This window comes from Faecalibacterium sp. I2-3-92 (genome assembly GCF_023347315.1).
Lineage (GTDB): Bacteria > Bacillota > Clostridia > Oscillospirales > Ruminococcaceae > Faecalibacterium > Faecalibacterium duncaniae.
Genome location: NZ_CP094470.1, coordinates 1,267,461 through 1,292,514 on the forward strand (window position 1 = coordinate 1,267,461; position 25,054 = coordinate 1,292,514).

Genomic DNA, 25,054 nt, shown 5'->3' on the forward strand with positions numbered 1-25,054 from the left:
GACGCATTGCCACCTCTCCCAAAGGGAGAGGCAATGGCGGCTTCGGGACAGGGCACTGCAAATTTGCAGTCGTCTGCCTGTCAGATGCGTTGGCTCTCCCTTTGGGAGAGCTGTCGAGCAAAGCGAGACTGAGAGGGTCCGCCCCTTTTTTGCAAAAGCGAGGGGAAAGTATTATGTTGGAATCGATCAAATGCAGCACCTCGGGTGCATACTACCTGCGGGGGCAGTGGGTGCCCGCCGACGCGCAGGCTCCTGCGGCACTGGCAGCCGCGGGCGTGACTGCGGAGCAGGCCGGCCAGGCCTACAAGGGCACCATGGCCTACGGCATCCTCACCGCCCACAACACCAGCGGCAACGACCGGGATCTCCGGATCAAGTTTGATGCCATGGCAAGCCACGACATCACCTTTGTGGGCATCATCCAGACGGCCCGTGCCTCGGGGCTGGAAAAGTTTCCTATCCCCTATGTGCTGACCAACTGCCACAACAGCCTGTGCGCTGTGGGCGGCACCATCAACGAGGATGACCACCGCTTCGGCCTGTCCGCTGCCAAAAAGTACGGCGGCATCTTTGTGCCGCCCCACATGGCGGTCATCCACCAGTACATGCGCGAGCGCTTTGCGGGCTGCGGCAAAATGATCCTTGGTTCCGATTCCCACACCCGCTACGGCGCGCTGGGCACCATGGCCATCGGCGAGGGCGGCGGCGAGCTGGCAAAGCAGCTGCTGGGCCGCACCTACGATGTGGCCCGCCCCGGCGTGGTGGCCATCTGCCTGACCGGCGCGCTGCCCGCAGGCTGCGGCCCCCACGATGTGGCCATTGCACTGGTGGGTGAGCTGTTCAAGAGCGGCTATGTCAAGAACAAGGTCATGGAGTTTGTTGGCCCCGGCATCGCCTCCCTGCGGCAGGACACCCGCAACGCCATTGATGCCATGACCACCGAGACCACCTGCCTTTCTTCCATCTGGGAGACCGATGAAAAGACCCGGCAGTTCCTCACGGTCCATGGCAGGGCAGGGGACTACAAGCCCCTGCACCCGGCAGAGCTGGCCTATTACGACGGCGTGGTGAGCGTGGACCTTTCCAAGATCCGGCCCATGATCGCCCTGCCCATGCACCCCTCCAACGCCTTTCCCATCGAGGAGCTGAACGCCAACCTCAAGGACATCCTCCACGAATGCGAGGAGAACGTCCAGAAGCTGGTGGGCCGTTCTGACGTGAAGCTGGATCTGTGCAGCAAGATCGAAAACGGCAGGCTCCGGGTGGATCAGGGAGTCATCGCAGGCTGCGCGGGCGGCCTGTTTGACAGCATCTACGAGGCCGCTTCCATCCTCAAGGGCCATACCGGCGGCTGCGGGGATTACGCCCTCAGCGTTTACCCCGGCAGCCAGCCCATTATGATGGAGCTGAACCGCACCGGCGTGCTCACCGACCTGATGGCCAGCGGTGCCACCATCCGCACGGCCTTCTGCGGCCCCTGCTTCGGCGCGGGCGATGTGCCCGCCAACGGGGCGCTGTCCATCCGCCACACCACCCGCAACTTCCCCAGCCGCGAGGGCTCCAAGCCCGGCAGCGGCCAGCTGGCAGGCGTGGCCCTGATGGATGCCCGCAGCATTGCCGCCACCACGGCCAACGGCGGCATCCTGACCCCCGCAACGGAGGTGGATTACGACCCCACCGTGCCCGAATACCACTACGACCCCTCCAGCTACGAGGCCCGGGTGTATCAGGGCTTTGGCCACGGCGATTATGATGCCCTGCTCAAGCTGGGCCCCAACATCAAGGACTGGCCCGAGATCGCCCCGCTGGGCGGCAACCTGCTGCTGAAGGTGGCCTCCTACATCACCGACCCCGTCACCACCACGGACGAGCTCATCCCCTCGGGTGAGACCTCTTCCTACCGCTCCAACCCTCTGGGTCTGGCTGAGTTCACCCTCAGCCGCAAGGACCCCGCCTATGTGGGGCGCGCCAAGGCAGTGCAGGCCGAGGAAGCCGCCCGCCGGGCCGGGCAGGGGGATGCCGCCCTGCTGGCAAAGATCCGTGCCGTGCCCGGCTGCGAGGCCCTGACCTGGGACGATGTGCAGCTGGCCTCCACCATTTTTGCCGTCAAGCCCGGCGACGGCTCTGCCCGTGAGCAGGCCGCCAGCTGCCAGCGCGTGCTGGGGGCCGGGGCCAACATCGTCAACGAGTACGCCACCAAGCGCTACCGCTCCAACCTCATCAACTGGGGCATGCTGCCCTTCCAGCTCAACGGCGCGGCTCCCTTCGGCCTGGGGGATTACATCCTCATCCCCCATGTCCGGGAAGCCCTCAAGGGCGATCTGCAGAACATCCCTGCCTATGTGCTGGGTGAGGAAGTGAAGCCCTTCGCCCTCTATATGGCACCGCTGACCTCCGATGAGCGGGAGATCCTGGCAGACGGGTGTTTGATCAATTATTATAAAAGATAAAGCCCTCTCAGTCTCGCTTTGCTCGACAGCTCTCCCAAAGGGAGAGCCAACGCATCTGTAAGGGGAGAGGGTGCTGATGGCTAAACCTCTCAGCCTTCGCTGACGCTCGGCAGCTCCCCTAGTAGGGGAGCCCTTGGCAGGCCGTCGCGTTTTCGTGGTCTGACGCTTCGCTCTTGTTTGCCCTGCTGGCGCAAAGTCTTATCCTTGCGGCAGATGCCGGTTTTGGAGCCGATAGGCGATCATTGCGAAAAATGAACCTTATGCCAAGGCCTCCCCTACTAGGGGAGGTGGCATCGAGCAAAGCGATGATGACGGAGAGGTTTAACCCGTTTTATTCTCAGGAGGTTCCATTCCATGCCCGGCGATCTACACAACCACACCACCTATTCCGACGGCTCCGTGCCCGTGGCCCGGCTGCCCCTGATGGCAGCCCGGGTGGGGCTGGATGCCATGGCCATCTCTGACCACGATACACTGCGCAGCGTGCAGTATGCCTACGACCACCCGGTGCAGGATGGGGTAAAGCTCATCCCGGCCACCGAGCTCACCGGCTACGATTACGAGCGCCAGCACCGGGTCCACCTGCTGGCCTACTGGCCCAACCCCGAGAGCGAGGCCCTGCGCCGCCACTGCGATATCATGCGCCAGCGCCGCAACGAGTGCTGTTTGCAGAGCGCCCGGGAGCTGGAAGCCATCTTCCCCCAGTTCCGCACAGAGCAGGCGCTGGAATACGCCAGAGACAGCGGCGTGCTCTATAAGAGCGGCATCATGCAGGCGCTGCGGGAGCTGGGCCTTGCCGACAGCATCTACGGCGAGCGCTACCATGAGCTGTTCGGCTGGAACCCGCGGGGCAGGGTGCTCCACTCGCCCGAGTACATCCCGGTGCGGGAGGTTCTGGCCACAGCCAGAGCCGCCGGTGCCGTGGTGGTGTTCGCCCACCCCACCGTGTACAAGAGTATGCCCCTGCTCCGGGAGCTGGTCAGGGAGGGGATGGTGGACGGCATCGAGATCGACCACCCCAGCAACAGCCCCGAGGACAAGGCCGAGTGCGTCGCCCTCTGTGGGCAGTATCACCTCATCCACACTGGCGGCACCGACTTCCACGGGGCCAACCACAAAAAGGTCTACCCCGTGGGCACCTGCACCACCCCCGATGACCAGATCGCGCGGATCGAGGAGCTGGCCCGGAAGCGCAGACGGTGACCCGCCGCGCTTCGGGAGCTTTTTCCCGCGAGTGAAACGGGCCATTCCATCGCCCGCCCTATTGCCTGCGGCAACAGGGTCCCACCCCAGCGGACACTCGCTTGGAAAAACTCCCTCGCTGCGGCTGACGCTTGCAGATTCGTGAGATTTATAGTATAATGCAGGCAAGTCAAAAAGAGAGGATGTTTTCCATGAGCAAATCTTTCAGCTTCCCCAATGTGGGCACCTGTTCCAAGCAGACCAACATCGTGCTGAACGATGACCACACCATCGAGTCCGTTGAGGTCATCGGCGGCTGCAACGGCAACCTCAAGGGCATCAGCCGCCTGCTCAAGGGCATGAAGGCTGAGGATGCCATCGCCCGCATGGAGGGTACCACCTGCGGCCCCCGCCCCACCAGCTGCCCCGACCAGATCGCCAAGAACCTGAAAAAGGCTCTGGCAGAGATGTAACCATCAACGCAGAGAAAGCGTCGTGCATTGCACGGCGCTTTTTTGCTGTGCAGCGCGATCCATCCTCTCTGTGGGCTGCTGGCGATGTTAAACCCCACCGTCATCCCTGCGGGATGCCACCGTACGGGTTGCGGCTCCCCGCGTCCGCTTCGTGCAAAGTTTTGCACTTGCGTCCTGCTGGCCGCGGCCCCAACAACTCCTCCCTGCTTCCGCCACTGGCGGCGGTCGTCGTTGTTGCCTACTAGGGGCGGCCTTGGCAAAGAGGGCGAGCTTTACGAAATGCCAAGGGCCCCACTACTAGGGGGGCTGTCGCCGCAGGCGACTGGGGGGTTGAGCTCCAAAGCTTTGCCTTTGCGGCCTGACACAAATTGCTGTTTTTTTCGTGGAGGTTGAGCCTATACTTTGCTGTGTATGAAACAATACAGCAAGGAGCAGAGCATGAGCATTTGGGAAGCATTCGGCATGGGCAGACACAAGGGGTTTTCGCGGGAGGCAGGGCTGCTGCTGGACGAAGCCGTGGAGCTTGCGGGCAGCATGGGCTGTGCCCGGGCGGATACCGGGCACCTGCTACTTGCCATGCTGCAGACCGACCGCGGCCCGGCGGGGCGGTTTCTGGCGGGCAAGAACATCACCGAGCCTGCCGTGCGCCGCCAGCTGGCCGAGGGCCGCACCAGCCCGGCCCGTCAGCTGGACAGAAAGGCGCTGGCCCCAGACCTGCGCCGGGCTATGGATTATGCCCTCATCGGGGCACAGAACGCCCACCTGCCCAAGGCGGAGCCGGAGCACCTGCTCTGCGCCATGCTGGAGGATACCGACTGCGCGGCGGGGGTGCTGCTGGCCTCCATGGGGGTGCAGCTGGCCGAGGCCGTGCGGGAGTGCCGCCAGCTCTCGGGGCAGTTCATCCTGCCCGGCACGCCCCGGGCCAGTGCCATGCCCCGGGGCAGCCGCGCCAGCGATAAGTATTGCCGCGACCTGACCCGCCGCGCGGTGGACGGCGAGCTGGACCCGGTGTTCTGCCGGGATGCGGAGCTGGACCGGATGGTGGAGATCCTGTGCCGCCGCCAGAAGAATAACCCCTGTCTGGTGGGGGAACCGGGGGTGGGTAAAACGGCCCTTGCCGAGGGCCTTGCCCAGCGCATCGCCAGCCGGAACGTGCCCCGGATGCTGCAGGGACGGCGGCTGCTGGCGCTGGATATGGCCAGCCTTGTGGCGGGCACCAAGTACCGGGGCGACTTTGAGGAGCGGTTCAAGACCCTTCTGGAGGAGCTTGTGCGGGACGGCAGTGCCATCCTGTTTGTGGACGAGTTCCACACCATCGTGGGAGCCGGCGCGGCAGAGGGAGCCATTGATGCCGCCAGCATCCTGAAGCCCGTGCTGGCCCGGGGGGAGCTGCAGCTCATCGGGGCTACCACCGATCAGGAGTTCCGCACCCATATCCAGAAGGATGCCGCGCTGGAGCGCCGCTTTGGCCGGGTGCAGATCGAGGAGCCTACCCCGGCGCAGGCTGCGGCGATCCTGGAGGGGCTTGCCCCCCGCTACGAGCGGTACCACAGCGTGCATCTGCCGCCTGAGACGCTGCGGGAGGCCGTGGAGCTCTCGGTGCGGTACCTGCCGGGGCGCTTCCTGCCCGATAAGGCCATCGACCTTGTGGACGAGGCCTGTGCCGCTGCCCGCATCCGCGCCGAGCGGGAGGGGAAAGCAGATCCCACCCTCACCCGGGAGGACATTGCCCGGGTGGTGGCGCAGGCCAGCGGCGTGCCCGTGGAGCGGGTGGGGGAGAAGGAACGGGAACGGCTGGACAAGCTGGAATCCCGCCTCAACGCCGAGATCGTGGGCCAGCAGAAGGCCGTGGCGGCGGTGGCCGGGGCCATCCGGCGCAGCCGCACCGGGCTGGGGGAGCCGGGCCGCCCCATGGGGGCCATGCTCTTTCTGGGGCCCACCGGCGTGGGCAAGACCGCCCTTGCCAAGGCCCTTGCCGCCAGCTGGTTCGGCAGCGAAAAAGCTCTGCTCAAGTTCGATATGTCGGAGTATCAGGAGCAGCACACCACAGCCCGCCTGCTGGGCGCGCCTCCGGGCTACCTTGGTCACGATGAGGGCGGTCAGCTCACCGAAGCCGTCCGCCGCCGCCCGTACAGCGTGGTGCTCTTTGACGAGATCGAAAAGGCCCACCCGGACATCCAGAATATCCTGCTGCAGATCCTGGAGGACGGCCAGCTCACCGATGCCATGGGCCGCAAGGCCGATTTCCGCAATACCATCGTCCTGCTCACCTCCAACCTGGGGGCACGCTTTCTGGCCGGGCAGAGCGCCCCGCTGGGTTTTGCAGCGGGCAGTGAGGCCGTGTTCGAGAAGCAGTCGGCCCAGGCCATTGAGGAAGCCAAGAAGTGGTTCCGGCCCGAGCTGGTGGGGCGGCTGGATGAGCTCATCGTGTTCCGTCCCCTTGCGGAGGACAGCCTGTGTGCCATCGCCGAGAAGCTGCTGGGCCAGCTGGAAGCCCGTGCCGCCCGCAATGGGTATCAGCTGACCCATACGCCCCGGGTGGGGGCAGTGCTGGCCGCAAGGGCACGCTCGCCCTATGGGGCCCGGGAGCTGCGGCGGCAGGTGGACCGTGCCGTGGAACAGGCCCTCGCCAACCAGATCGCCTCCGGCACGGCCCACACCGGCCAGCACTGGACCGCCGACTGCACGGTGGATGGGGCAATCGTGTTGGAAGAGGGGGAAGTAGTAGAGCAAACCATCGGCTAAACCCCTCAGTCACGCTCCGCGTGCCAGCCCCCCTAATAGTGGGGCCCTTGGCATAAGGTTCATTTTTCGCAATGATCGCCTGTCGGTTCCAAAACCGACATCTGCCGCAAGGATAAGACTTTGCGCCAGCAGGGCCAACAGGAGCGAAGCGCCAGACCTCGAAAACGCGACGGTCTGCCAAGGGCTCCCCTACTAGGGGAGCTGCCGAGCGTCAGCGACGGCTGAGAGGTTTAGCCGTAAGCACCTTCTCCCCTTACAGATGCATTGGCTCCCCCTTCGGGGGAGCTGGCGAGCGAAGCGAGACTGAGAGGGTGAGCACGCTTCCCCCTTGCATCCTCCGGCATTTTCGTTTATCATAGAGAAAGCGAAACGCCCCAAGGAGGAAACCATGCGCTATTTGTTTTTACTGAATCCCGCTGCGGGCAAGCAGGACTGCACCGTCCAGCTCATCCCGCAGATCAGAGCCGCTGCCGCCCGGGCCGGGTGGAGCGAGGCGGATTATACCATCCACACCACCGAATATGCGGGCCACGCCCGGGAGCTGGCCCGTGCCGCAGCCCAGGAGGCCGCGCGGGCAGGGGACAGCCTGCGCATCTGGACAGCGGGCGGCGACGGAACCTTCATGGAAGCCATGACCGGCGTGCAGGGCTTTGCCAACGCCGCTGTGGGCTGCCTGCCCTACGGCAGCGGCAACGACTTCCTGCGCACCTACGGCACCCGGGCAGAGTTCACCGACCTCGATGCCCAGCTGGCGGGCGGGGAAGTGACCATCGACTTGCTGGAGACCAGTCTGGGCCTGTCTGCCACCATCTGCGCGGCGGGTCTGGACGCGCAGGTGGCCTACGGCATCCCCAAGTTCCGGCGCATCCCCCTGTGCGGCGGCGAGGTGTCCTACCTGCTCTCCATCGTGGAGCAGCTCTGCGGGCACATCGGCCGCAGGGTCACCTTTACCATCGATGATGAGGAGCTGACCGTGGACTGCCTGATGTGCGCCATCTGCAATGGCCGGGCCTATGGCGGCGGCTTCCTTGCCGCCCCCGAGGCCGACCCCGCCGACGGCTGGCTGGACGTGATGATCGTCCGCAGGGTGGGGCGGCTGACCATTGCTAAGCTGCTGGGGATGTACAAGAGCGGCCGGCATTTTGTGAACGGCCAGCTCACCGAGGAGGCAAAGCCCTACTTCCTCTACCGCCGTGCCCGGCGGGTGGCGCTGCGCCCTGCCGATGGCCGCGGCCCTATCGTTGCCACTGCCGACGGCGAGTGCACCCCCTGTGATGCGGTGGAGGCTGTTCTGCGCCCCCTGAGCGGCCGCATCCTCCTGCCTGCCCCGGCGTATGAGCGGTTTGTGACGAAAAGGAGCAGTGTGGACGTAAAATAAGAAGATGTTTGGATGAAAAAGAGCAGTCTCTCCGGAAAAGAGAACTGCTCTTTTTTCGATGTAAGGATACTTTTTCGGGTGGTCACAAATTGTTCAAAAAGAAAAATCAAAAAGGTCTTGATTTTTCAGTTCAAGATGAGTACAATAAACTTAGCACTCAGAGAAAAGGAGTGCTAAACAACCGGAGGCCCGGCAGAAACGGGCCGAAGGTGCCAAAAAAGTTTTCATTATATTTTATTATAGGAGGGCAAGAACTATGAAGATCATTCCTCTTGCAGACCGTGTTGTTATCAAGGCCGTTGAAGTCGAGGAGACCACCAAGGGCGGCCTCATCCTGACCGGCAGTGCCAAGGAGAAGCCCCAGGTGGCTGAGGTCGTGGCTGTTGGCCCCGGCGGCATCGTGGACGGCAACGAAGTCAAGATGACCGTGAAGGTTGGCGATAAGGTCCTGACCAGCAAGTACTCCGGTACTGAGGTCAAGGTGGACGGCGAGGAGTGCACCATCGTGCGTCAGGGCGATATCCTGGCCATCGTGGAGTAAGTTTCCCCTCTGAAATTGAAATTTGAGCTTTGAAGGAGCGATTTGATTATGGCAAAACAGATCAAGCAGGGCGAGGATGCCCGCAAGGCACTGTGTGCCGGTATTGATACCCTGGCAAATACCGTGAAGATCACCCTGGGCCCCAAGGGCCGCAATGTGGTGCTGGGCAAGAAGTTCGGCGCACCCGTCATCACCAACGACGGCGTGACCATTGCCAAGGAAATCGAGCTGAAGGACGAGTTCGAGAACATGGGTGCACAGCTGGTGCGTGAGGTCGCAACCAAGACCAACGATGCCGCAGGCGACGGCACCACCACCGCAACCGTTCTGGCACAGGCCATGGTCACCGAGGGCATGAAGAACGTTACCGCCGGTGCCAACCCCATGGATATCCGCCGCGGCATGAGCAAGGCTGTTGCCAAGGCCGTTGAGACCATCAAGGCCCACAGCCAGAAGGTCAAGGACAGCAACGATATCGCCCGCGTCGGCACCATTTCTGCCGGTGACCCCGAGATCGGCCGCCTGATCGCCGAGGCCATGGAGAAGGTCACCTCCGACGGTGTCATCACCATCGAGGAGAACAAGACCACCGCCGAGACCTACAACGAGATCGTGGAAGGCATGCAGTTTGACCGCGGCTACCTGACCCCCTATATGGTCACCGATACCGACAAGATGGAGGCTGTTCTGGACAACGCCGCCATCCTGATCACCGATAAGAAGATCAGCGTCATCCAGGATCTGGTCCCCCTGCTGGAGCAGGTCATGCAGAACGGCATGAAGCTGCTGGTCGTGGCTGAGGACATCGAGGGCGAGGCTCTGTCCACCCTGATCGTCAACCGCCTGCGCGGCACCCTGAACGTCTGCGCTGTCAAGGCTCCCGGCTTTGGCGACCGCCGCAAGGAGATGCTGCAGGATATCGCTACCCTGACCGGCGGCACCGTTGTGTCCGCTGATCTGGGCTATGAGCTGAAGGACGCTACCGTCCAGATGCTGGGCCATGCCCGTCAGGTCAAGGTCACCAAGGAGAACACCACCATCGTGGGCGGCGCAGGCGATAAGGATGCCATTGCAGCCCGCATTGCACAGATCCGCAACCAGATCGAGGCTTCTACCAGCGATTTCGACCGCGAGAAGCTGCAGGAGCGCCTGGCAAAGCTGGCCGGCGGCGTTGCAGTCATCAAGGTCGGTGCTGCTACCGAGGTCGAGATGAAGGATAAGAAGCTGCGCATCGAGGACGCTCTGAACGCAACCAAGGCTGCTGTTCAGGAAGGCGTTGTCGCTGGCGGCGGCACCGCTCCCATCAACGCCATCCCCGCTGTGCGCGCCCTGTGCGACACGCTGGAAGGCGACGAGCGCACCGGTGCCAAGATCGTCCTGAAGGCTCTGGAGGCACCTCTGCGCCAGATCGCCAAGAACGCCGGTCTGGAGGGCAGCGTCATCATCGACAAGATCGTCTCTGCCAATAAGCCCAACTACGGCTTCGACGCTCAGAACGAGGTCTTTGTTGAGGATATGATCGCCGCCGGTATCGTTGACCCCACCAAGGTCACCCGTTCCGCTCTGGAGAACGCAGCATCCGTCGCTGAGATGGTGCTGACCACCGAGAGCCTGGTCGCTGACCTGCCCGAACCCCCCGCTGCTCCCGCAGCCGGTGGTGACATGGGCGGCATGGGCGGCATGTACTAAGCCGCACCGGCTCCCCATACCAATTCAATACGCCGCAGAAGGCAGAACTTCCCACCCGGGAGGCTCTGCCTTCTTTTTTGTTGACACCCTTTCCAAACAAGAGTACACTTAGAAAAATTGTTTTTGGGAAAGGAAACACCAATGAACACTGCCGCTTTTACCGCCTACCGCGAAAAAGTTGTGTCCAACTGTGCCCGCGTCATTGTGGGCAAGGAGGATGCTACCGAGAAAATTCTGGTCAGCTTCCTCTGCGGAGGCCATGTATTGCTGGAAGATAAGCCCGGCACCGGCAAAACCATGCTCCTGCGTGCATTTGCGCGCACGGTGGGCGGGGACTTCAAACGGGTGCAGTTCACGCCCGACCTGCTGCCCTCCGATCTGACCGGCATCAATTTCTACAACCAGAAGTCCGGTGAGTTCGAGTTCCGGCCCGGCCCGCTCTTCACCAACTTTGTGCTGGCGGACGAAATCAATCGTGCCACGCCCCGTACCCAGTCGGCCCTGCTGGAAGCCATGGAGGAAAGGCAGATTACCGTGGACGGCGTGACCAGCCGCCTGGCTGAGCCCTTTATGGTGCTGGCCACCCAGAATCCACTGGAGTCCTTTGGCACCTTCCCGTTGCCAGATGCCCAAATGGACCGTTTTTTCATGCGGCTGTCGCTGGGCTATATGACCCGGGAGCAGGAGCTGGAGGTGCTCTCCCGCCCCTCGGCCCAGACCGTGCTGAACGAGCTGCAGGCCGTCGTTACTCCCGAGGAGACCGCATACGTCCGCACGGCTTACCGGGAGGTCAAGGTTTCCGAGGAGGTCAAGCACTACCTTATGGACATCGTGGAAGCCACCCGCACACAGAGCGGCTTTGTCAGCGGCGTATCTACCCGCGGTGCGCTGGCGCTCTATCAGGCTGCGCAGGCGTATGCCTCCTTGCAGGGCAGGGAATACGTCATCCCCGAGGACATCAAAGGGCTGGCCCCGGCGGTGCTTTCTCACCGCATTTCTCTGGGCAGCAGCATGAACGCCGAGGCCGCCGCTCTGCGGATGCGCAAGCTGTTGGCCGAGATCACTGTGCCGCTGGAGAATGCGGAATGAGCGCCGTCATCTTCGCGCTGCTATTGGTGGCCACAGCCCTTGGGCTGGAGCGTTACAGCACAGCCCACAGCCTTGACGATGTGCAGGGGCGGCTGGAAGTGGAGGATCATCTTGTGGAAGCCGGGGAGCCCGCCGTGATCCACCTCGTTGTCCGGAACAGCGGCCCCCGTTGGAAGATGTTCCTGGCGGCAAAGCTCCACCTGAACAAGGAGTTTCTTCCCTGCACGGAGCACCACATTACGCAGGATCAGACAGGTTGGGGCCACACGGTGCGGTTCACCACCTGGCTGCGCCCGGGGCAGGAGGCAGATTTCTCCACCGCCCTCAGGCTGGAACGCCGGGGCCGCTATGTGCTGGAACCGATGCAGGTCATCGGCGGCGACTTTCTGGGTCTTGTGGAACAGTCCCGCACCGAGCGGGGCTTCCACGAGCTCATCGTTCCACCCAGGGAGTGCGCTCTGCCGGAATTGGAAGAGATGCTGGGCGGTTTTCTGGGCGAGCTTTCGGTGAACCGCTATCTCTACGAGGATCCTATTCTCACGGCGGGTTACCGCCCCTACACCAGTGGTGACCCCATGCGCTCCATCGCCTGGAAGCAGAGCGTCCGGGGGCAGGGGCTTATGGTCAAAAAGTGGGATTACACCACTGAGCCCCGGGCAGTGGTGCTAGTCCATGCGGATACCAAGGATTACGACCACCCGGAACCGGCGGAGCTCTGCTACTCCATGGCCCGCACAATCTGCCGGAGGCTGGAAGAAAAGGCGGTGTCCTACCGCTTTGCGGCAAACGCTGCCTTTGACCTGCTGCTCAATGCGGCTCTCTCCGGTGAGGAGTGGAGAAAGCCGCTGGAAACCCCGCAGGGCTACGGCCCCGAACACTACCGCAGGGTGTTGGAAATTCTGGGCCGCGCCACCGGGCAGACCGCCCTTTCCTGCGCGCGGTTCTGCGCCGAATACTACCACCCGCAGGAGCAGGTCAGCTGCATCGTGGTGACAACGGAGCCGGAAGAAGCTGTGCGTGCTGCCGTGCGGCCCCTGCCTGGCATTCCGCTGCTGGTGCTCACTCCGGAAATGGCCGTAGAGACGGTCCAGACAGGGGAGGCGGGCGCATGATGTTCTTACATACCCTGCGCCTGGCAGGTGATCTGAGCTTTTACTATGCTTTTGCGGGCTTTTTTGCCGCCAGCTTCGGCGGGACCCCCATGCCGCTGGTGCTGGTCTGGCCTGCCCTCTGCTTTGGTCTGGCCTCCTGCTTTGAGGGCAGCCGTCCCCTCCGCACCACTCTTGCGGCCCTGAGCGCGGCGGCGCTGCTCCTCCTGCCTACAGGGGCGGACAAGTTCTGCTACTTCCCGGCGGCAGTCTACCCGGTGCTGCTGGCCTACACCGGCGATTTTGCCCTTTCGCCGGTGCGGCAGGCCGAGCGCCTGCGCTGGCTCTGCCGGGTATGGCCCTTCTTTGCAGTGGCAATGCTGCTGTGGAACGCCAACGCGGTGCTTTCGGCGGCTCTGCCCTTTGCGACGGCGGCAGCGGTGCTTCTGGTGGGGTTCAACCGCACCACCCGGCAGGACCCGGAGATCTCCACCCGGCCGGGCTATCTGCTGCTTTCCGGCGGCGTGCTGGCGGCGGTGTGTGCAGGGCCGTTTCTGCTCAGCCGCAGTGTTGTGGTTGCCGGTGCAAAGGCGGCTGCGTCTGCCGTTTACTTTGGCGGGATCGTGCCGGTGCTGCAGCTGTTTTTGAACAACATTGTGGTGCAGGGCGTGACTTGGCTGTTCCACGGCATCCTGCAGTTCATCCACTGGCTCTTCACCCTCTTTCCGCCCAAACCGTTGGAGCGCACCGAGATCGTTTCTACCGATGAGGTCATCGCCAACGCCCAAAAGGCCGCCGAGGACGCAGAACCGCTCATCGACGGGATGTCGATGCTGACTGTGCTCGGTATCCTGCTGGCGGTCCTCTGTGCGGTGCTGGTGGTGCGGCATTTCCTGCGCCAGAAGTTCCGGCACACGGACACTGCCTGCACGGACACCACTGTGCGGCATAGCACCCACAAGCGTGCCCGCCGCTGGCCCGGGCTCTTCCTCAGCCCGGTGGACAAGGTGCGGCGGGAGTATGCCATCTATCTGGACCACTGCCAGCGCCATGGCGTGACCATCCTGCGGGGCGATACCAGCCTTGACCTGACCGGCCGCGCTTTCGGTATGGACTTTGCCGCCGAGGCCGAGCTGCGCCAGATCTACCTCAAAGCCCGCTACAACGGCACCGCCACGGCCGAGGATGCCGCCCGCGCCGCTGAGCTCGTCCGAAAAATCTGCTCCTGAACGCATCAACGCCCCCTTTCCTGCCCATCCTAAGCGGGAGAGGGGGCGCTTTCATGTCCGGCAAACGGGTGCTGGCCCTGTATGGGGCCCTGCTGTTCTGCTTTGCGGCGGTGGTCTGCCGCCTGTACTGGCTCTGCTCCGACACGGCCTATGGGGCCCGGGCGGCGGCGCAGAGCGTGGTCACTCTCCACCTGCCCGCCCGGCGGGGCAATTTTTATGATTACAGGGGCCAGCTCCTCACGGGGCAGACCACCCGCTGGATGGCCCTCTGCGTGCCCGGGGAGGGCAGCTATGCCCGCCTGTTCGCCTACACCGATGCCGCCGGGCAGGCGGCGCTCTACCAGAAGCGGAACGCCGCATCCCCGTTTCTGTTGGAGGTGGACCGGGACGTTTCCGCGCTGGGCGTTTCCTGCTGGCCAGCGGCGCGGCGAAGCTCTGCCGCCCCGCTGGCAGTGCAGCTGCTGGGGTATCTCGATGGCGAGGGCCATGGTGCTGCCGGTCTGGAAGCCGCCTTTGACGAACTGCTCACCGGCAGCGGGGCGGGGGATACCCTGCTCTGCACCGTCAACGCCCAGGGAAAGCTGCGGGCCGAGCCCGTCCTCACCCCCGCCGACAGCGGGGCCGTGGGGGTGCAGCTGACCCTTTCCCGGGAGATCCAGCAGACCGCCGAAGCCGTGGCCAACGAGACGATGCAGAGCGGCTGCATCCTGGTGCTGGACACCGCCAACGCCAAGGTGCGGGCCTGTGTCAGCCGCCCCGGCTATGACCCGGAAAACATTTCGGCCAGCCTGAACGCCCCGGACAGCCCCCTGCTGGAGCGGGCGTTTCAGTGCTATGCCGTGGGCTCGGTGTTCAAGCCGGTGGTGGCGGCAGCGGCGCTGGAGGCAGGGGAGAGCGGCTTTGTCTACACCTGCCCCGGCTGGTGCGCGGTGGATGGCCGGATCTTCCGCTGTGCGGGCGGCATCCCCCATGGCGAGGTGGATCTGGCCGGCGCGCTGGAAAAGAGCTGCAACGGCTACTTCATCCGGCTGGGGCAGGCGCTGGGGGCCGATGCTGTCCGCGCCATGGCAGAGCAGCTGGGCTTCGGGCAGGCGATCCCGCTCACCGATGCCCTGCACACGGCGGCGGGGGTCCTGCCGGAGCGGGAGGCTCTTGCGTCCAGCGGGGCCTACGCCAATTTCTGCTTTGGGCAGGGGGAGCTGCTGGCATCCCCCCTGCAGGTCGCCGCCATGATGAACACCATTGCCTGCGGGGGGATCTGCCGCACCCCGCTGCTGCTGGAGACCACTCTGGACGAGACCACCGGCACACCTCTCACGGCGCTTTCCCATGTCCGGAGCAGGCGGGTGCTTACAAAGCGCACCGCCGCCGCCCTGCAGGCCCTGTTGGCGGGTGTAGTGGCCGGGGGCACCGGCCATGAGGCCGCCCTGCCCGGCCAGACCGCGGCAGGCAAGACCGGCACGGCCCAGACCGGCCAGTTTTCCGGCGGTACAGAGCTGAAAAATTACTGGTTTGCGGGTTTTGTCCCGGCAGAGCAGCCCCGCTATACCATCGTGGTGCTGCAGGACACGCAGGCCGAGCCTGCCTTTTCCAGCGCGGCCATCTTTGCCCGGGTGGCGGCAGGGCTGGAAATTCTGGCCCCGTAGCTCACGGTTTTTCTTGCATTTCCCGGGCTTTTGTGCTATCATACACTTGTATTTGTATGCAGTCTCTATGAAACTAAAGATAAAAGGAGCGTTCCATCCATGTCTGTCATTGAAATCGTCGGCGGTGCCATCCTGCTGGTCGTCTCGGCCGTCATCATCCTCCTCACCCTGATGCAGCACACCCACGGTCAGGGTCTGGCCGGTGCCATCAACGGTGGTGTGGGCGGTGCCAACAATGCACGCCTGACCCCTGCGGATCAGATGCTGGCCAAGGTGACCCGCATTGCAGGCATCGTGTTCTTTGTGGTGGCTATCCTGGCCTGTGTGTTCGCCAGCCGTCTGGCCTGAGCACCCGTGTACAGCCCCGTGTAAGGCGGGGCTGTTTTTCTGTCTAAACCTCTCGTGGGAAAGAAGTTGTCCGGGTTCCATTGGAGAATGCCGGAAAAGTGTTAAGGAGAAAAATATGTCATTACGCGATAAAATTGAACATGCCATCCAGAACCAGCCCTGCATGGTCAAGGACCTCAAGGCAAAGTTCGGCGGCGACCGTGCCGCAGACCGCAAGGTGATGGAGGCTCTGGACGAGCTGGTGCACGATGCTGTGGTCTGCCAGAAGTCAGGCGTGTTCTTCACTGCCCGCTCCGGCCGTGCCGAAAAGGCCCTGACCTGCAAGGTGGTCAAGCTGGGCAAGAACTTTGCCTTTGTGATGCTGGAGGATGAATCCGGCGATATCTTCATCCCGGGCCGCTTCACCCGCGGTGCCATGCCCGGTGATTCCGTTCTGGTGGAGAAGTTTGCCCACCCCCGGGTGGAGGGCAGCGATGAGGGCGAGATCCTTGCCGTGCTCGAGCAGAAGAACGACATGGTGGGCACTGTCCGCCGCATCGAGGGCCGCCTGAAGTTCGTGCCCGATGACTGCCCGGCCATCTCCATGACCATCCAGCGCGACTGCGAGGGCGGCGCGAAGGACGGCGACAAGGTGGCTGTGGAGATCCTGCAGCGCGGGACCCGGCAGGAGGATCACCGCGTGGGCGTTTCCATGCGCTTTGGCAGCTGCGAGGAGGCCAAGCGCTGTGCTAAGGCCCTGCTCTATGCCAAGGACATCCACACCCGTTTCCCCGAGAAGGTGCGGGACGAGGCCAAGAAGTTCGAGGACATGACCGTGTCTGAGGAGGACTGCAAGGGCCGCATGGATCTGCGCGCTCTGCCCATCTTCACCATCGACAGCGCCGAGACCAAGGATATCGACGATGCCGTCAGCCTGACCCGGCTCCCCGGTGGCGGCTATGAGCTGGGCGTTCACATCGCCGATGTCTCCCACTACGTCAAGCCTGGCAGTGAGCTGAACGAGGAGGCTTTCAACCGCGCCACTTCGGTCTACTATGCGGATCAGGTCGTGCCCATGCTGCCCAAGAGCCTTTCCAACGGCATCTGCTCCCTGAACGAGAAGGAGCTGCGCCTGGCGTTCTCCTGCCTGATGCGTCTGGATCAAGACGGCAATCTGACCGACTACAAGTTCGTCAAATCCATCATCTGCAGCCGGGTCAAGGGCGTGTATTCTGAGATCAACGCCCTGCTGGCCGGCACTGCCGATGCCGAGACGCAGGCCAAGTACGCCGAGGTGCTGGATCAGCTGCCCGCCATGAAGGAGCTGTACGCCCACCGCGCCCGCCTGCGCAAAGAGCGCGGCTGCATCGATTTCGAGAGCGGGGAAGTCAAGCTCATTCTGGATGAGAACGGCCATTGTATTGATGTGAAAAAGCGCACCTCCGGCGAGAGCGAGGCCATGATCGAGGAGTTCATGCTGCTGGCCAACCAGTGCGCCGCCCACTTTGCCCGGGTCAAGCAGATCCCCTTTGTCTACCGTGTCCACGAGGAGCCCAACGGCGAGAAGCTGGAGCGCCTGCACAGCCTGCTGCAGGCCTGCGGCATCAACGACCACTTTGCCAAGGAGGTGCCCACCCCCAAGGAGCTGAGCGCCATTCTGGAGGGTGTGCGCGGCACCCCGTTTGAGCAGATCGTCAACACCGGAATGCTCCGCTGCATGTCCAAGGCCTGCTATGAGGAAAAGCCCAAGGGCCACTATGGTCTGGTGCTCAAGGATTACGCCCACTTCACCAGCCCCATCCGCCGCTACCCGGATCTGGCCATCCACCGCATGATGACCGACCTGCTCAGCGGCACCGACAAGGAGACCATGATCGTCCGCTACACCGATTTCGCGGAGAAGGCCTCCAAACAGTCCAGCGAGCGGGAAGTGCTGGCCGTTCAGATCGAGCGCAAGGCCGAGGATTACTACAAGGCCGAGTACGCCCGCCGCCATCTGGGTGAGTGCTACGAGGGCATCATCTCCGGCGTGACCCAGCGCGGCATCTTTGTGGAGCTGGAGAACGGCGTGGAGGGCTTTGTGCCTGCTTCCAGCCTGACCGCCACCGGCACCACCCTCACCGAGGGGATCCGCCTTTCTGACCCCGCCTCCGGCAAGACCTGGAGCCTGGGCGACAGCATGATGATCACCATCGTCCGCGCCGATATCAACCTTGGCAAGGTCGATTTTGAGGTGGCACCCGAAACAAAATAACTGATAAAGAAACGCAAGCGTTCACCTTCCCTGGAGGGTGAGCGCTTTTTTGTTGGACTAAACCCCTCAGGCGCTTTGCGCCAGCTCCCCTAGTAGGGGAGCCCTTGGCATAATGGTGCAGTCTGTGCGGAAAGGGGGACTTGCAAAGCTTTATGCAATGCCAAAGGCCCCCCTATTAGCGGGGGCTGTCACCGCAGGTGACTGGGGGGTGATACACAGTTTCGTCATATTTCCGACAATGGTTGTGTTTTGTATAAATTTTATACACTGTTCAGGATTTGTTTGTTGTTCTGAAAAAACCACTGGGGTATACTAAGCACAACAAAATGGAAGACGACACAGAACCATGAACACAGTCTTCCCAATATGATTTACAGGAGGTTCCCAGTATGTATTATTCCAGTGGCAATTACGAAGCATTTGCACACCCCAAAAAGCCTGAGGGCGTTGACAATAAATCTGCTTACCTCATCGGCTCCGGTCTGGCGGCCCTGACTGCCGCCTGCTACCTGGTCCGTGACGGCCAGATGCAGGGCGACCACATCCATGTGTTTGAGAAGGACCCGCTGCCCGGCGGTGCCTGCGACGGCTACAAGTACGATATCGGCTATGTCATGCGCGGCGGCCGTGAGATGGACAACCATTTCGAGGTCATGTGGGACCTGCTCCGCTCCATCCCCTCGCTGGAGACCGAGGGCGCCAGCGTGCTGGACGAGTATTACTGGCTGAACAAGGAGGATCCCAACAAGTCCCTCTGCCGTGCCACCGTCAACCGCGGCCAGGATGCCCACACCGACGGCAAGTTCGCCATCTCCGATCAGGGTGCCATGGAGATCATGAAGCTCTTCTTCACCCCGGACGAGCAGCTGCAGGATAAAAAGATCACCGATATCTTCGACGATGAGGTGTTCTCCTCCAACTTCTGGATGTACTGGCGCACCATGTTCGCCTTTGAGAACTGGCACAGCGCGCTGGAGATGAAGCTCTACCTCAAGCGCTATATCCACCACATCGGCGGTCTGCCCGATTTCACCGCCCTGCGCTTTACCCGCTACAACCAGTACGAGTCCATCATCCTGCCCATGGTCACCTACCTGAAGGATCACGGCGTGGACTTCCAGTACGAGACCAAGGTCACCGATGTCCAGTTCCGGATCGAGGGCGGCAAAAAGCAGGCCAGCAGCGTGACCGTGGATCACAAGGGTGAGAGCAGGACCATCGACCTCACCGAGAACGACCTGCTCTTCATCACCAACGGCGGCTGCGTGGAGAGCTGCACCATCGGCGCTCAGGACAAGGCCGCAGGCTTTGATCCCACCATCAGGCCGGGCAACGGCTGGGATCTGTGGAAGAAGATCGCCGCACAGGATCCTTCCTTCGGCCATCCCGAAAAGTTCTGCTCTCAGCCGGAGCTGTCCAACTGGGAAAGCGCCACCATCACCACCCTGGACGACAAGATCCCCCAGTATATCAAGAAGATCTGCAAGCGTGACCCCTTCAGCGGCCACACCGTCACCGGCGGCATCGTCACGGTCAAGGATTCCAGCTGGCTGCTCAGCTGGACCCTGAACCGCCAGCAGCAGTTCCGTGACCAGCCCAAGAACCAGCTCTGCGTCTGGGTCTACGGCCTGTTCAGCGACAAGCCCGGCGATTACGTCAAGAAGCCCATGCGCGACTGCACCGGCCGTGAGATCTGCATGGAGTGGCTGTATCACATCGGCGTGCCCGAGGAGGACATTGCCGAGCTGGCTGAACACAGCGCCAACACCGTGCCCGTGATGATGCCCTATATCGATGCCTTCTTCATGCCCCGTGCCTTCGGTGACCGCCCCGACATCGTGCCCCAGGGCGCTGTCAACTTCGCCTTCCTGGGCCAGTTTGCCGAGACCGGCCGTGACACCATCTTCACCACCGAGTACTCCATGCGCACCGGTATGGAAGCGGTTTACACCCTGCTCAACATCGACCGCGGCGTGCCCGAGGTCTGGGGCAGCACCTATGATGTCCGCAGCCTGATCGATGCAACGGTCAAACTGCGTGACGGCAAGAAGATCACTGATATGGATCTGCCCTTCATCCAGCGGGTGGCCCTCAAGGAAGTGCTCAAGAAGATCGAGGGCACTGACCTTGAGAAGTTCCTCAAGGAATACCATGCCATCTGATGCTGTCTGAGAATCGTCCCCCGATCCTCTGACCCTCTTTTCTGAATGCGGCAAAGCCCTGCACCCTTTCCATGGGATGCGGGGCTTTGCCCTTTTTCTCGGAATTTTCAAACGTTTTACCAAAACAGTATGACTATTGTGGGATTCCTTGACACGAATTTTACAAAAATCCCTTGCGGAAACTGGGGTTCTATGTTAAGATTTAGGTAACAAACAGCCCTCTCGGTCTTGCTGAAGCCCGTCAGTTCCCCAAAAGGGAAAACAACGCTGCACAGCATAGAAGGAGAGGGCTGAAAGAGCGTATTGAATCAAAGGAGGTCTTTCCCTGTGAAACAGTTCATTACCCGCCGCAGCTTTATCAAGGCTGCCGGTGCTGCCACGGCACTGACCGCAGTTTCTGTCGGTGCACCCGCCGCCTTTGCGGAGGAGACCAATTGCTTCTTTGGTGACAAAGCGGATGTGACCATCCTCTACACCAACGATGTCCACACCTATATTGACAACAAGTCCCCCAAGCCCACCTATGCCGCCATTGCTGCCCTGAAAAAGAGCATCGAGGACACCGGCCGGGATGTGCTGCTGGTGGATGCAGGCGACCATATCCAGGGCACCGCTTACGGTTCCATGGATGATGGCGCTACCATCATCGAGCTGATGAACGAGGCCGGTTACGATCTGGCAACCCCCGGCAACCATGAGTTTGACTACGGCATGGCCCGCGCCAAGGCTGTGCTCCGGGAAGCCGACTTCCCCTATGTCTCCTGCAACTGGGTCGATCTGCGCACTGGCTTCAACGTCCTGCCCAGCGTCAAGTTCTTCTTTGTGGGCGGCCGCAAGATCGCCTTTGTGGGCGTGACCACCCCCGAGACCTTTACCAAGTCCACCCCGGCCTACTTTATGAACGATGCCCAGACCAAGTACATCTACGACATTCTGGGCGGCGAGGATGGCCAGAAGCTTTACGATGCCGTTCAGAAAGCCATCGACAAGGCCGAGTTCTGGGGCGCTGACACCATCATCGGTCTGGGCCATCTGGGCGTTGACCCTTCCTCCTCTCCCTGGACCAGTGAGGAAGTCATTGCACACACCCATGGCTTCACCGCCTTCATCGACGGCCACTCCCACACCGTGATGGCCAACAAGCAGGTCACCGATGCTTCCGGCAAGGCAGTCACCCTGACCCAGACCGGCTCTTACTTCAAGAACATCGGCAAGATGACTGTGGGCGCGGACGGCACCATCACCACTGAGCTCATCGACACCTACGAGGGTCTGGACGCTGCCGTGGCCGCCACTGCCTCCAACTGGATCAGCGCAGTGGACGATATGCTGGGCGAGGAGATCGCAGTGGGCGATACCAAATTCTACATCAACGATCCCGCCACCGGTAAGCGCCGCATCCGCTCCGGCGAGACCAACCTCGGCGACTTCGTGGCCGACGGCATCTACACCTACTTCAACGAGATCGAGGAGCTCCACTGTGATGTCGCCATTATGAACGGCGGCGGCATCCGCACCGATGTGGAGGCTGGCCCCTGGAGCTTCAAGACCTGCAAGACCGTCAGCCCCTTTGGCAACGTGGCCTGCCTGATGTCCGTGACCGGCCAGCAGATCCAGGACGCTCTGGAGTTTGGTGCCCGCTTTGCTGGTGCTGAGGGCAAGGAGAACGGCGGCTTCCTGCAGGTGGCAGGTGCCAGGTACACGATCCACACTGGGACCCCCAACACCGTTCAGACCAACGACAAGAATGTCTGGACCGGCAGCGCCGCCACTCCGCGTGTCAGCAATGTGGAGATCTACGACAAGACCACCGGCACCTATAAGCCCCTTGACCCGAACGCCACCTACGCTCTGGCCGGCATGAACTACACCCTGCGCAATCTGGGCGATGGCTTTGCCATGTTCGATGGCGCGACCCTCATCAAGGACTATGTCTCTGAGGACTACCTTGTCATGTCCAGCTACGCAGCCATGTTCGGCGGCGTGGATGCCAACGGTCTGCCGCATCTGGCAAGCGCCAACAGCCCGCTGGCCGATTACCCCGGCTACCTGCTCAACTACGAGGATCCGTACGGCGCAGGCCGCATCCAGATGATCTGATCAATTAAGGATACAACCCTCTCCGTCAACGCCGCAGGCTTTGACGGAGAGGGTTATTTTTAAGCAGTGTTGTCAGCAGGAAACGAACCCGGTTTGTGGATCAGGATAGGGGAAAGTTGCACAAATCCGGCAGAGCATCCTTGTATACTACGCCAAAGTTTGTAACTTTTTTTATTTGTTTGCTTGCGAACGATCTGAGCTGGAAGTATAATAAACAGGCAAGTAATATATCAGCTGTGCTGTGGCAGGCACAGAGACAAAGGAGAAACATTATGCAGACACGGTATACCAGCGCCGACCAGTGGGCAGAGGCCAAGGACGGCGTGATCCCTGCACCCTACGCTTTGGAAGAGGGCGAGCAGATCATTGACCAGTATCTTGAGCCGGTCATCTTCCACAACGTCAACGGCCCCGACATCGGTGTGACCACCTGCGGCGTGATCGTCAAGGACGGCCTGTACTTTAAGGATCTGGACAACAGCGGCGAGCTGGCCCCCTACAAGGATTGGCGGCTGAGCCCTGAGCAGCGCGCTGAGGATATGGTCAAGCATCTGCGGCTGGATCAGCAGGCAGGCCTTGTGCTGAACACCCTGTTCAACAGCCCTGTGGTGCCCACCCGTGCCGAGGCCACCAACGCCGAAGGCAAGCTGGAGCTGGGCAAGATCTACAAGCACCACAACCCCGGTGAAAAGCCCATGCCCGGCCCTCTGCCCGGCATGACCGTCAGCATTGATGACAGCCATGTTCTGGAAAAGCACATCGCCGCCGGTGTTTACCGCGGTGACATGCGCTGCGAGGCCGGCATGGTGGCCCTGTACCACAACGCCGGCACCCAGATGCTGGAATACGAGGCCTGCAAGGGCGGCGTGGCCATTCCGTACTCTCTCCACACCAACCCCATCAACATCGGTTACCCGGACTCTCTGGGCATCGGCGCGGCGGTCATTGGCGACGGCAACACCGATATGGTCTATGAGATGGCCCAGACCGACCGCAAGATGATGAAGGCCGAGGGCCTGAACATCATGTACGGCCCTCAGGTCGATGTGACCTCTGACCCCCGCTGGCCCCGTACCTCCGGTACTTACGGCGAGCGTCCCGATGTCACCAGTGACATTGCCGAGGCTCTGGTCAAGGGCTATCAGGATGGCGACAACGGCCTGAACGAGGGTTCTGTTGTTCTGACCATCAAGCACTTCCCCGGCGATGCCCCCTCTGAGAACGGCTTTGAGCCTCATGTGCCCATCGGCCAGTGGCGCATCTACCGCACCCCCGGCTCTATGGAAAAGTATCATCTGCCCCCGTTCCAGCGCGCCTTTGACCACAAGGTCTCTTCCATCATGCCGGACTACTCCCGTATTGCCACCGATGGCCGTGCCGTGCCCCAGACCTACCGGGGCGAGGTGACCAGCACCGAGGAAGTGCCCAGCGCTTACAGCAAGGAGCTGATCACCGATCTGGCCCGGAACAAGATGGGCTTTGACGGCTATGTCAACTCCGACTCCGGCATCACCACCGTTCAGATCTACGGCGTGGAGAACCTCACCGAGCCTGAGCGCTACGCCAAGGCCATCTCTGCCGGTACCGATGTCATTGGCGGCAACACCGACCCCGAGAACATCGTCAAGGCTGTGGAGGACGGTCTGCTGCCCAAGGCAGATCTGGACCGCGCCAGCTACAATCGTCTGCTGAGCCTGTTCCGCACCAAGCGGGTGGATAACCCCTACCTCGACCCCGACAAGGCCGATCAGGCCCGCGTGGATAACTTCGACGGTGCCAAGAAGAAGGCTTACGAGGCCAACCAGAAGGCCGTTGTTCTGGTCAAGAACCACGAGAAGCTCCTGCCTCTGGCCAAGAGCCAGAAGGTCTGCATCGTCACCTTCAAGGGTGTGGACTCCGGCTTTGCACAGATGGCACAGGCCATGGGTGCCGGTCTGGGCAACACGGACGAGGATGCCGCTCTGCGCAAGACCCTGACGGAAGCCTTTGAGAAGAAGGGCTACACCGTGGTGGCCACCCCGGAGGAAGCCGATGTGCTCTACCTGCACGTCTGGCCCATCAGCAACGGTCTGGTGTTCAACCAGTACGCAATGCCCGTCATCGAGATGGGTGAGATCGTCACTGACGAGCGCGAGCGCAACAAGAGCCAGAAAAAGACCGGCAACAAGGTCACCGTTGTCACCCTGAAGGACGTGGAGAAGATCAAGGAACTGGCCGATGCCATCCATGCCCGCGGCGGCAAGGTGGTTGGTACCTGCGTGGTCTGCAACCCCTGGCTGCTGGACAAGCTGGAGCCCTACTGCGACGCACTGACCATCCAGTACACCGTCAGCGCCGTTGCCCTGAACAACGCCCTGAACGCTCAGGTCGATGTCATCAGCGGCGACTTTGCCCCCACCGGCAAGCTGAGCCTGACCATGGTCTCTGACCCCGCCGTCATTGCCATCACCGAGCAGGAGATCGACGGTGTGGTGCGCGAGATCTGCGCCTCTCCCAACGACGTGCCCGGCTACGATAAGGATCAGTACATCGATCCCGCCATCCTCGCCAACGTCAAGGGCGGCAGCTACGCCTACTGCGATGCCGACGGCAATTACTACCGCAGCGGCTTCGGTCTGAATTACTGATTGCCGTTAACCAAAAAGAGCGATACAGCGTTTGCTGTATCGCTCTTTTTGGCTTTCTCTATAAACAAAACAGA

The 25,054-nt window shown here is 62.0% G+C and carries 16 protein-coding genes; all 16 read left to right on the top strand.

The genetic code is table 11. The annotated features are described in order from the left end of the window. Nucleotides 1–173 precede the first annotated feature (173 nt). A complete protein-coding gene (locus MTP42_RS06230) occupies nt 174–2,450 on the top strand; it encodes a hydratase (protein WP_249258199.1) in 2,277 nt (758 codons plus the stop codon). A 354-nt stretch (nt 2,451–2,804) separates the two neighbouring features. Then, complete coding sequence (locus MTP42_RS06235; protein ID WP_249258200.1) at nt 2,805–3,653, top strand: PHP domain-containing protein; 849 nt, start codon at nt 2,805–2,807, stop codon at nt 3,651–3,653. Nucleotides 3,654–3,844: 191 nt separating this feature from the next. Next, nucleotides 3,845–4,105 (top strand): TIGR03905 family TSCPD domain-containing protein, encoded by a 261-nt coding sequence (locus tag MTP42_RS06240; RefSeq protein ID WP_035394508.1) that lies wholly within the window; start codon nt 3,845–3,847, stop codon nt 4,103–4,105. A gap of 438 nt (nt 4,106–4,543) precedes the next feature. Beyond that, a complete protein-coding gene (locus MTP42_RS06245) occupies nt 4,544–6,850 on the top strand; it encodes an ATP-dependent Clp protease ATP-binding subunit (protein ID WP_156069552.1) in 2,307 nt (768 codons plus the stop codon). 388 nt (nt 6,851–7,238) lie between these two features. After that, a complete protein-coding gene (locus MTP42_RS06250; protein WP_249258201.1) occupies nt 7,239–8,228 on the top strand; it encodes a diacylglycerol/lipid kinase family protein in 990 nt (329 codons plus the stop codon). A gap of 256 nt (nt 8,229–8,484) precedes the next feature. After that, nucleotides 8,485–8,769 carry a co-chaperone GroES gene (locus MTP42_RS06255; protein ID WP_005932536.1) on the top strand — a complete coding sequence of 95 codons (285 nt, stop codon included), beginning with the start codon at nt 8,485–8,487 and terminating at the stop codon, nt 8,767–8,769. 48 nt (nt 8,770–8,817) lie between these two features. Next, nucleotides 8,818–10,458, top strand: a complete 1,641-nt coding sequence (gene groL / locus MTP42_RS06260; RefSeq protein WP_156073682.1) for a chaperonin GroEL — start codon at nt 8,818–8,820, stop codon at nt 10,456–10,458. Nucleotides 10,459–10,599: 141 nt separating this feature from the next. Further along, nucleotides 10,600–11,547: an AAA family ATPase gene (locus MTP42_RS06265; RefSeq protein WP_097772253.1), complete on the top strand. Its 948-nt coding sequence runs from the start codon at nt 10,600–10,602 to the stop codon at nt 11,545–11,547. Further along, nucleotides 11,544–12,659, top strand: a complete 1,116-nt coding sequence (locus tag MTP42_RS06270) for a DUF58 domain-containing protein (RefSeq protein WP_249258202.1) — start codon at nt 11,544–11,546, stop codon at nt 12,657–12,659. Before MTP42_RS06265 ends, MTP42_RS06270 begins: the two co-directional genes overlap by 4 nt. Next, on the top strand, nt 12,656–13,864 hold the full coding sequence (locus MTP42_RS06275; protein ID WP_249258203.1) for a hypothetical protein: 1,209 nt from the start codon (nt 12,656–12,658) through the stop codon (nt 13,862–13,864). The genes MTP42_RS06270 and MTP42_RS06275 overlap by 4 nt, the downstream gene beginning before the upstream one ends. 53 nt (nt 13,865–13,917) lie before the next feature. Then, entirely contained in the window at nt 13,918–15,510 is a 1,593-nt protein-coding gene (locus tag MTP42_RS06280; protein WP_249258204.1) for a peptidoglycan D,D-transpeptidase FtsI family protein, read from the top strand. A 99-nt stretch (nt 15,511–15,609) separates the two neighbouring features. Next, a complete protein-coding gene (gene secG, locus MTP42_RS06285; RefSeq protein ID WP_005932601.1) occupies nt 15,610–15,858 on the top strand; it encodes a preprotein translocase subunit SecG in 249 nt (82 codons plus the stop codon). 115 nt (nt 15,859–15,973) lie between these two features. Beyond that, nucleotides 15,974–18,091 carry a ribonuclease R gene (rnr, locus tag MTP42_RS06290; protein ID WP_249258205.1) on the top strand — a complete coding sequence of 706 codons (2,118 nt, stop codon included), beginning with the start codon at nt 15,974–15,976 and terminating at the stop codon, nt 18,089–18,091. A gap of 389 nt (nt 18,092–18,480) precedes the next feature. Next, complete coding sequence (locus tag MTP42_RS06295) at nt 18,481–20,253, top strand: oleate hydratase (RefSeq protein ID WP_249258206.1); 1,773 nt, start codon at nt 18,481–18,483, stop codon at nt 20,251–20,253. Between the two features lie 327 nt (nt 20,254–20,580). After that, complete coding sequence (locus MTP42_RS06300; RefSeq protein WP_249258207.1) at nt 20,581–22,353, top strand: bifunctional metallophosphatase/5'-nucleotidase; 1,773 nt, start codon at nt 20,581–20,583, stop codon at nt 22,351–22,353. A 272-nt stretch (nt 22,354–22,625) separates the two neighbouring features. Continuing rightward, entirely contained in the window at nt 22,626–24,980 is a 2,355-nt protein-coding gene (locus tag MTP42_RS06305) for a glycoside hydrolase family 3 protein (RefSeq protein ID WP_207696934.1), read from the top strand. Nucleotides 24,981–25,054 lie beyond the last annotated feature (74 nt).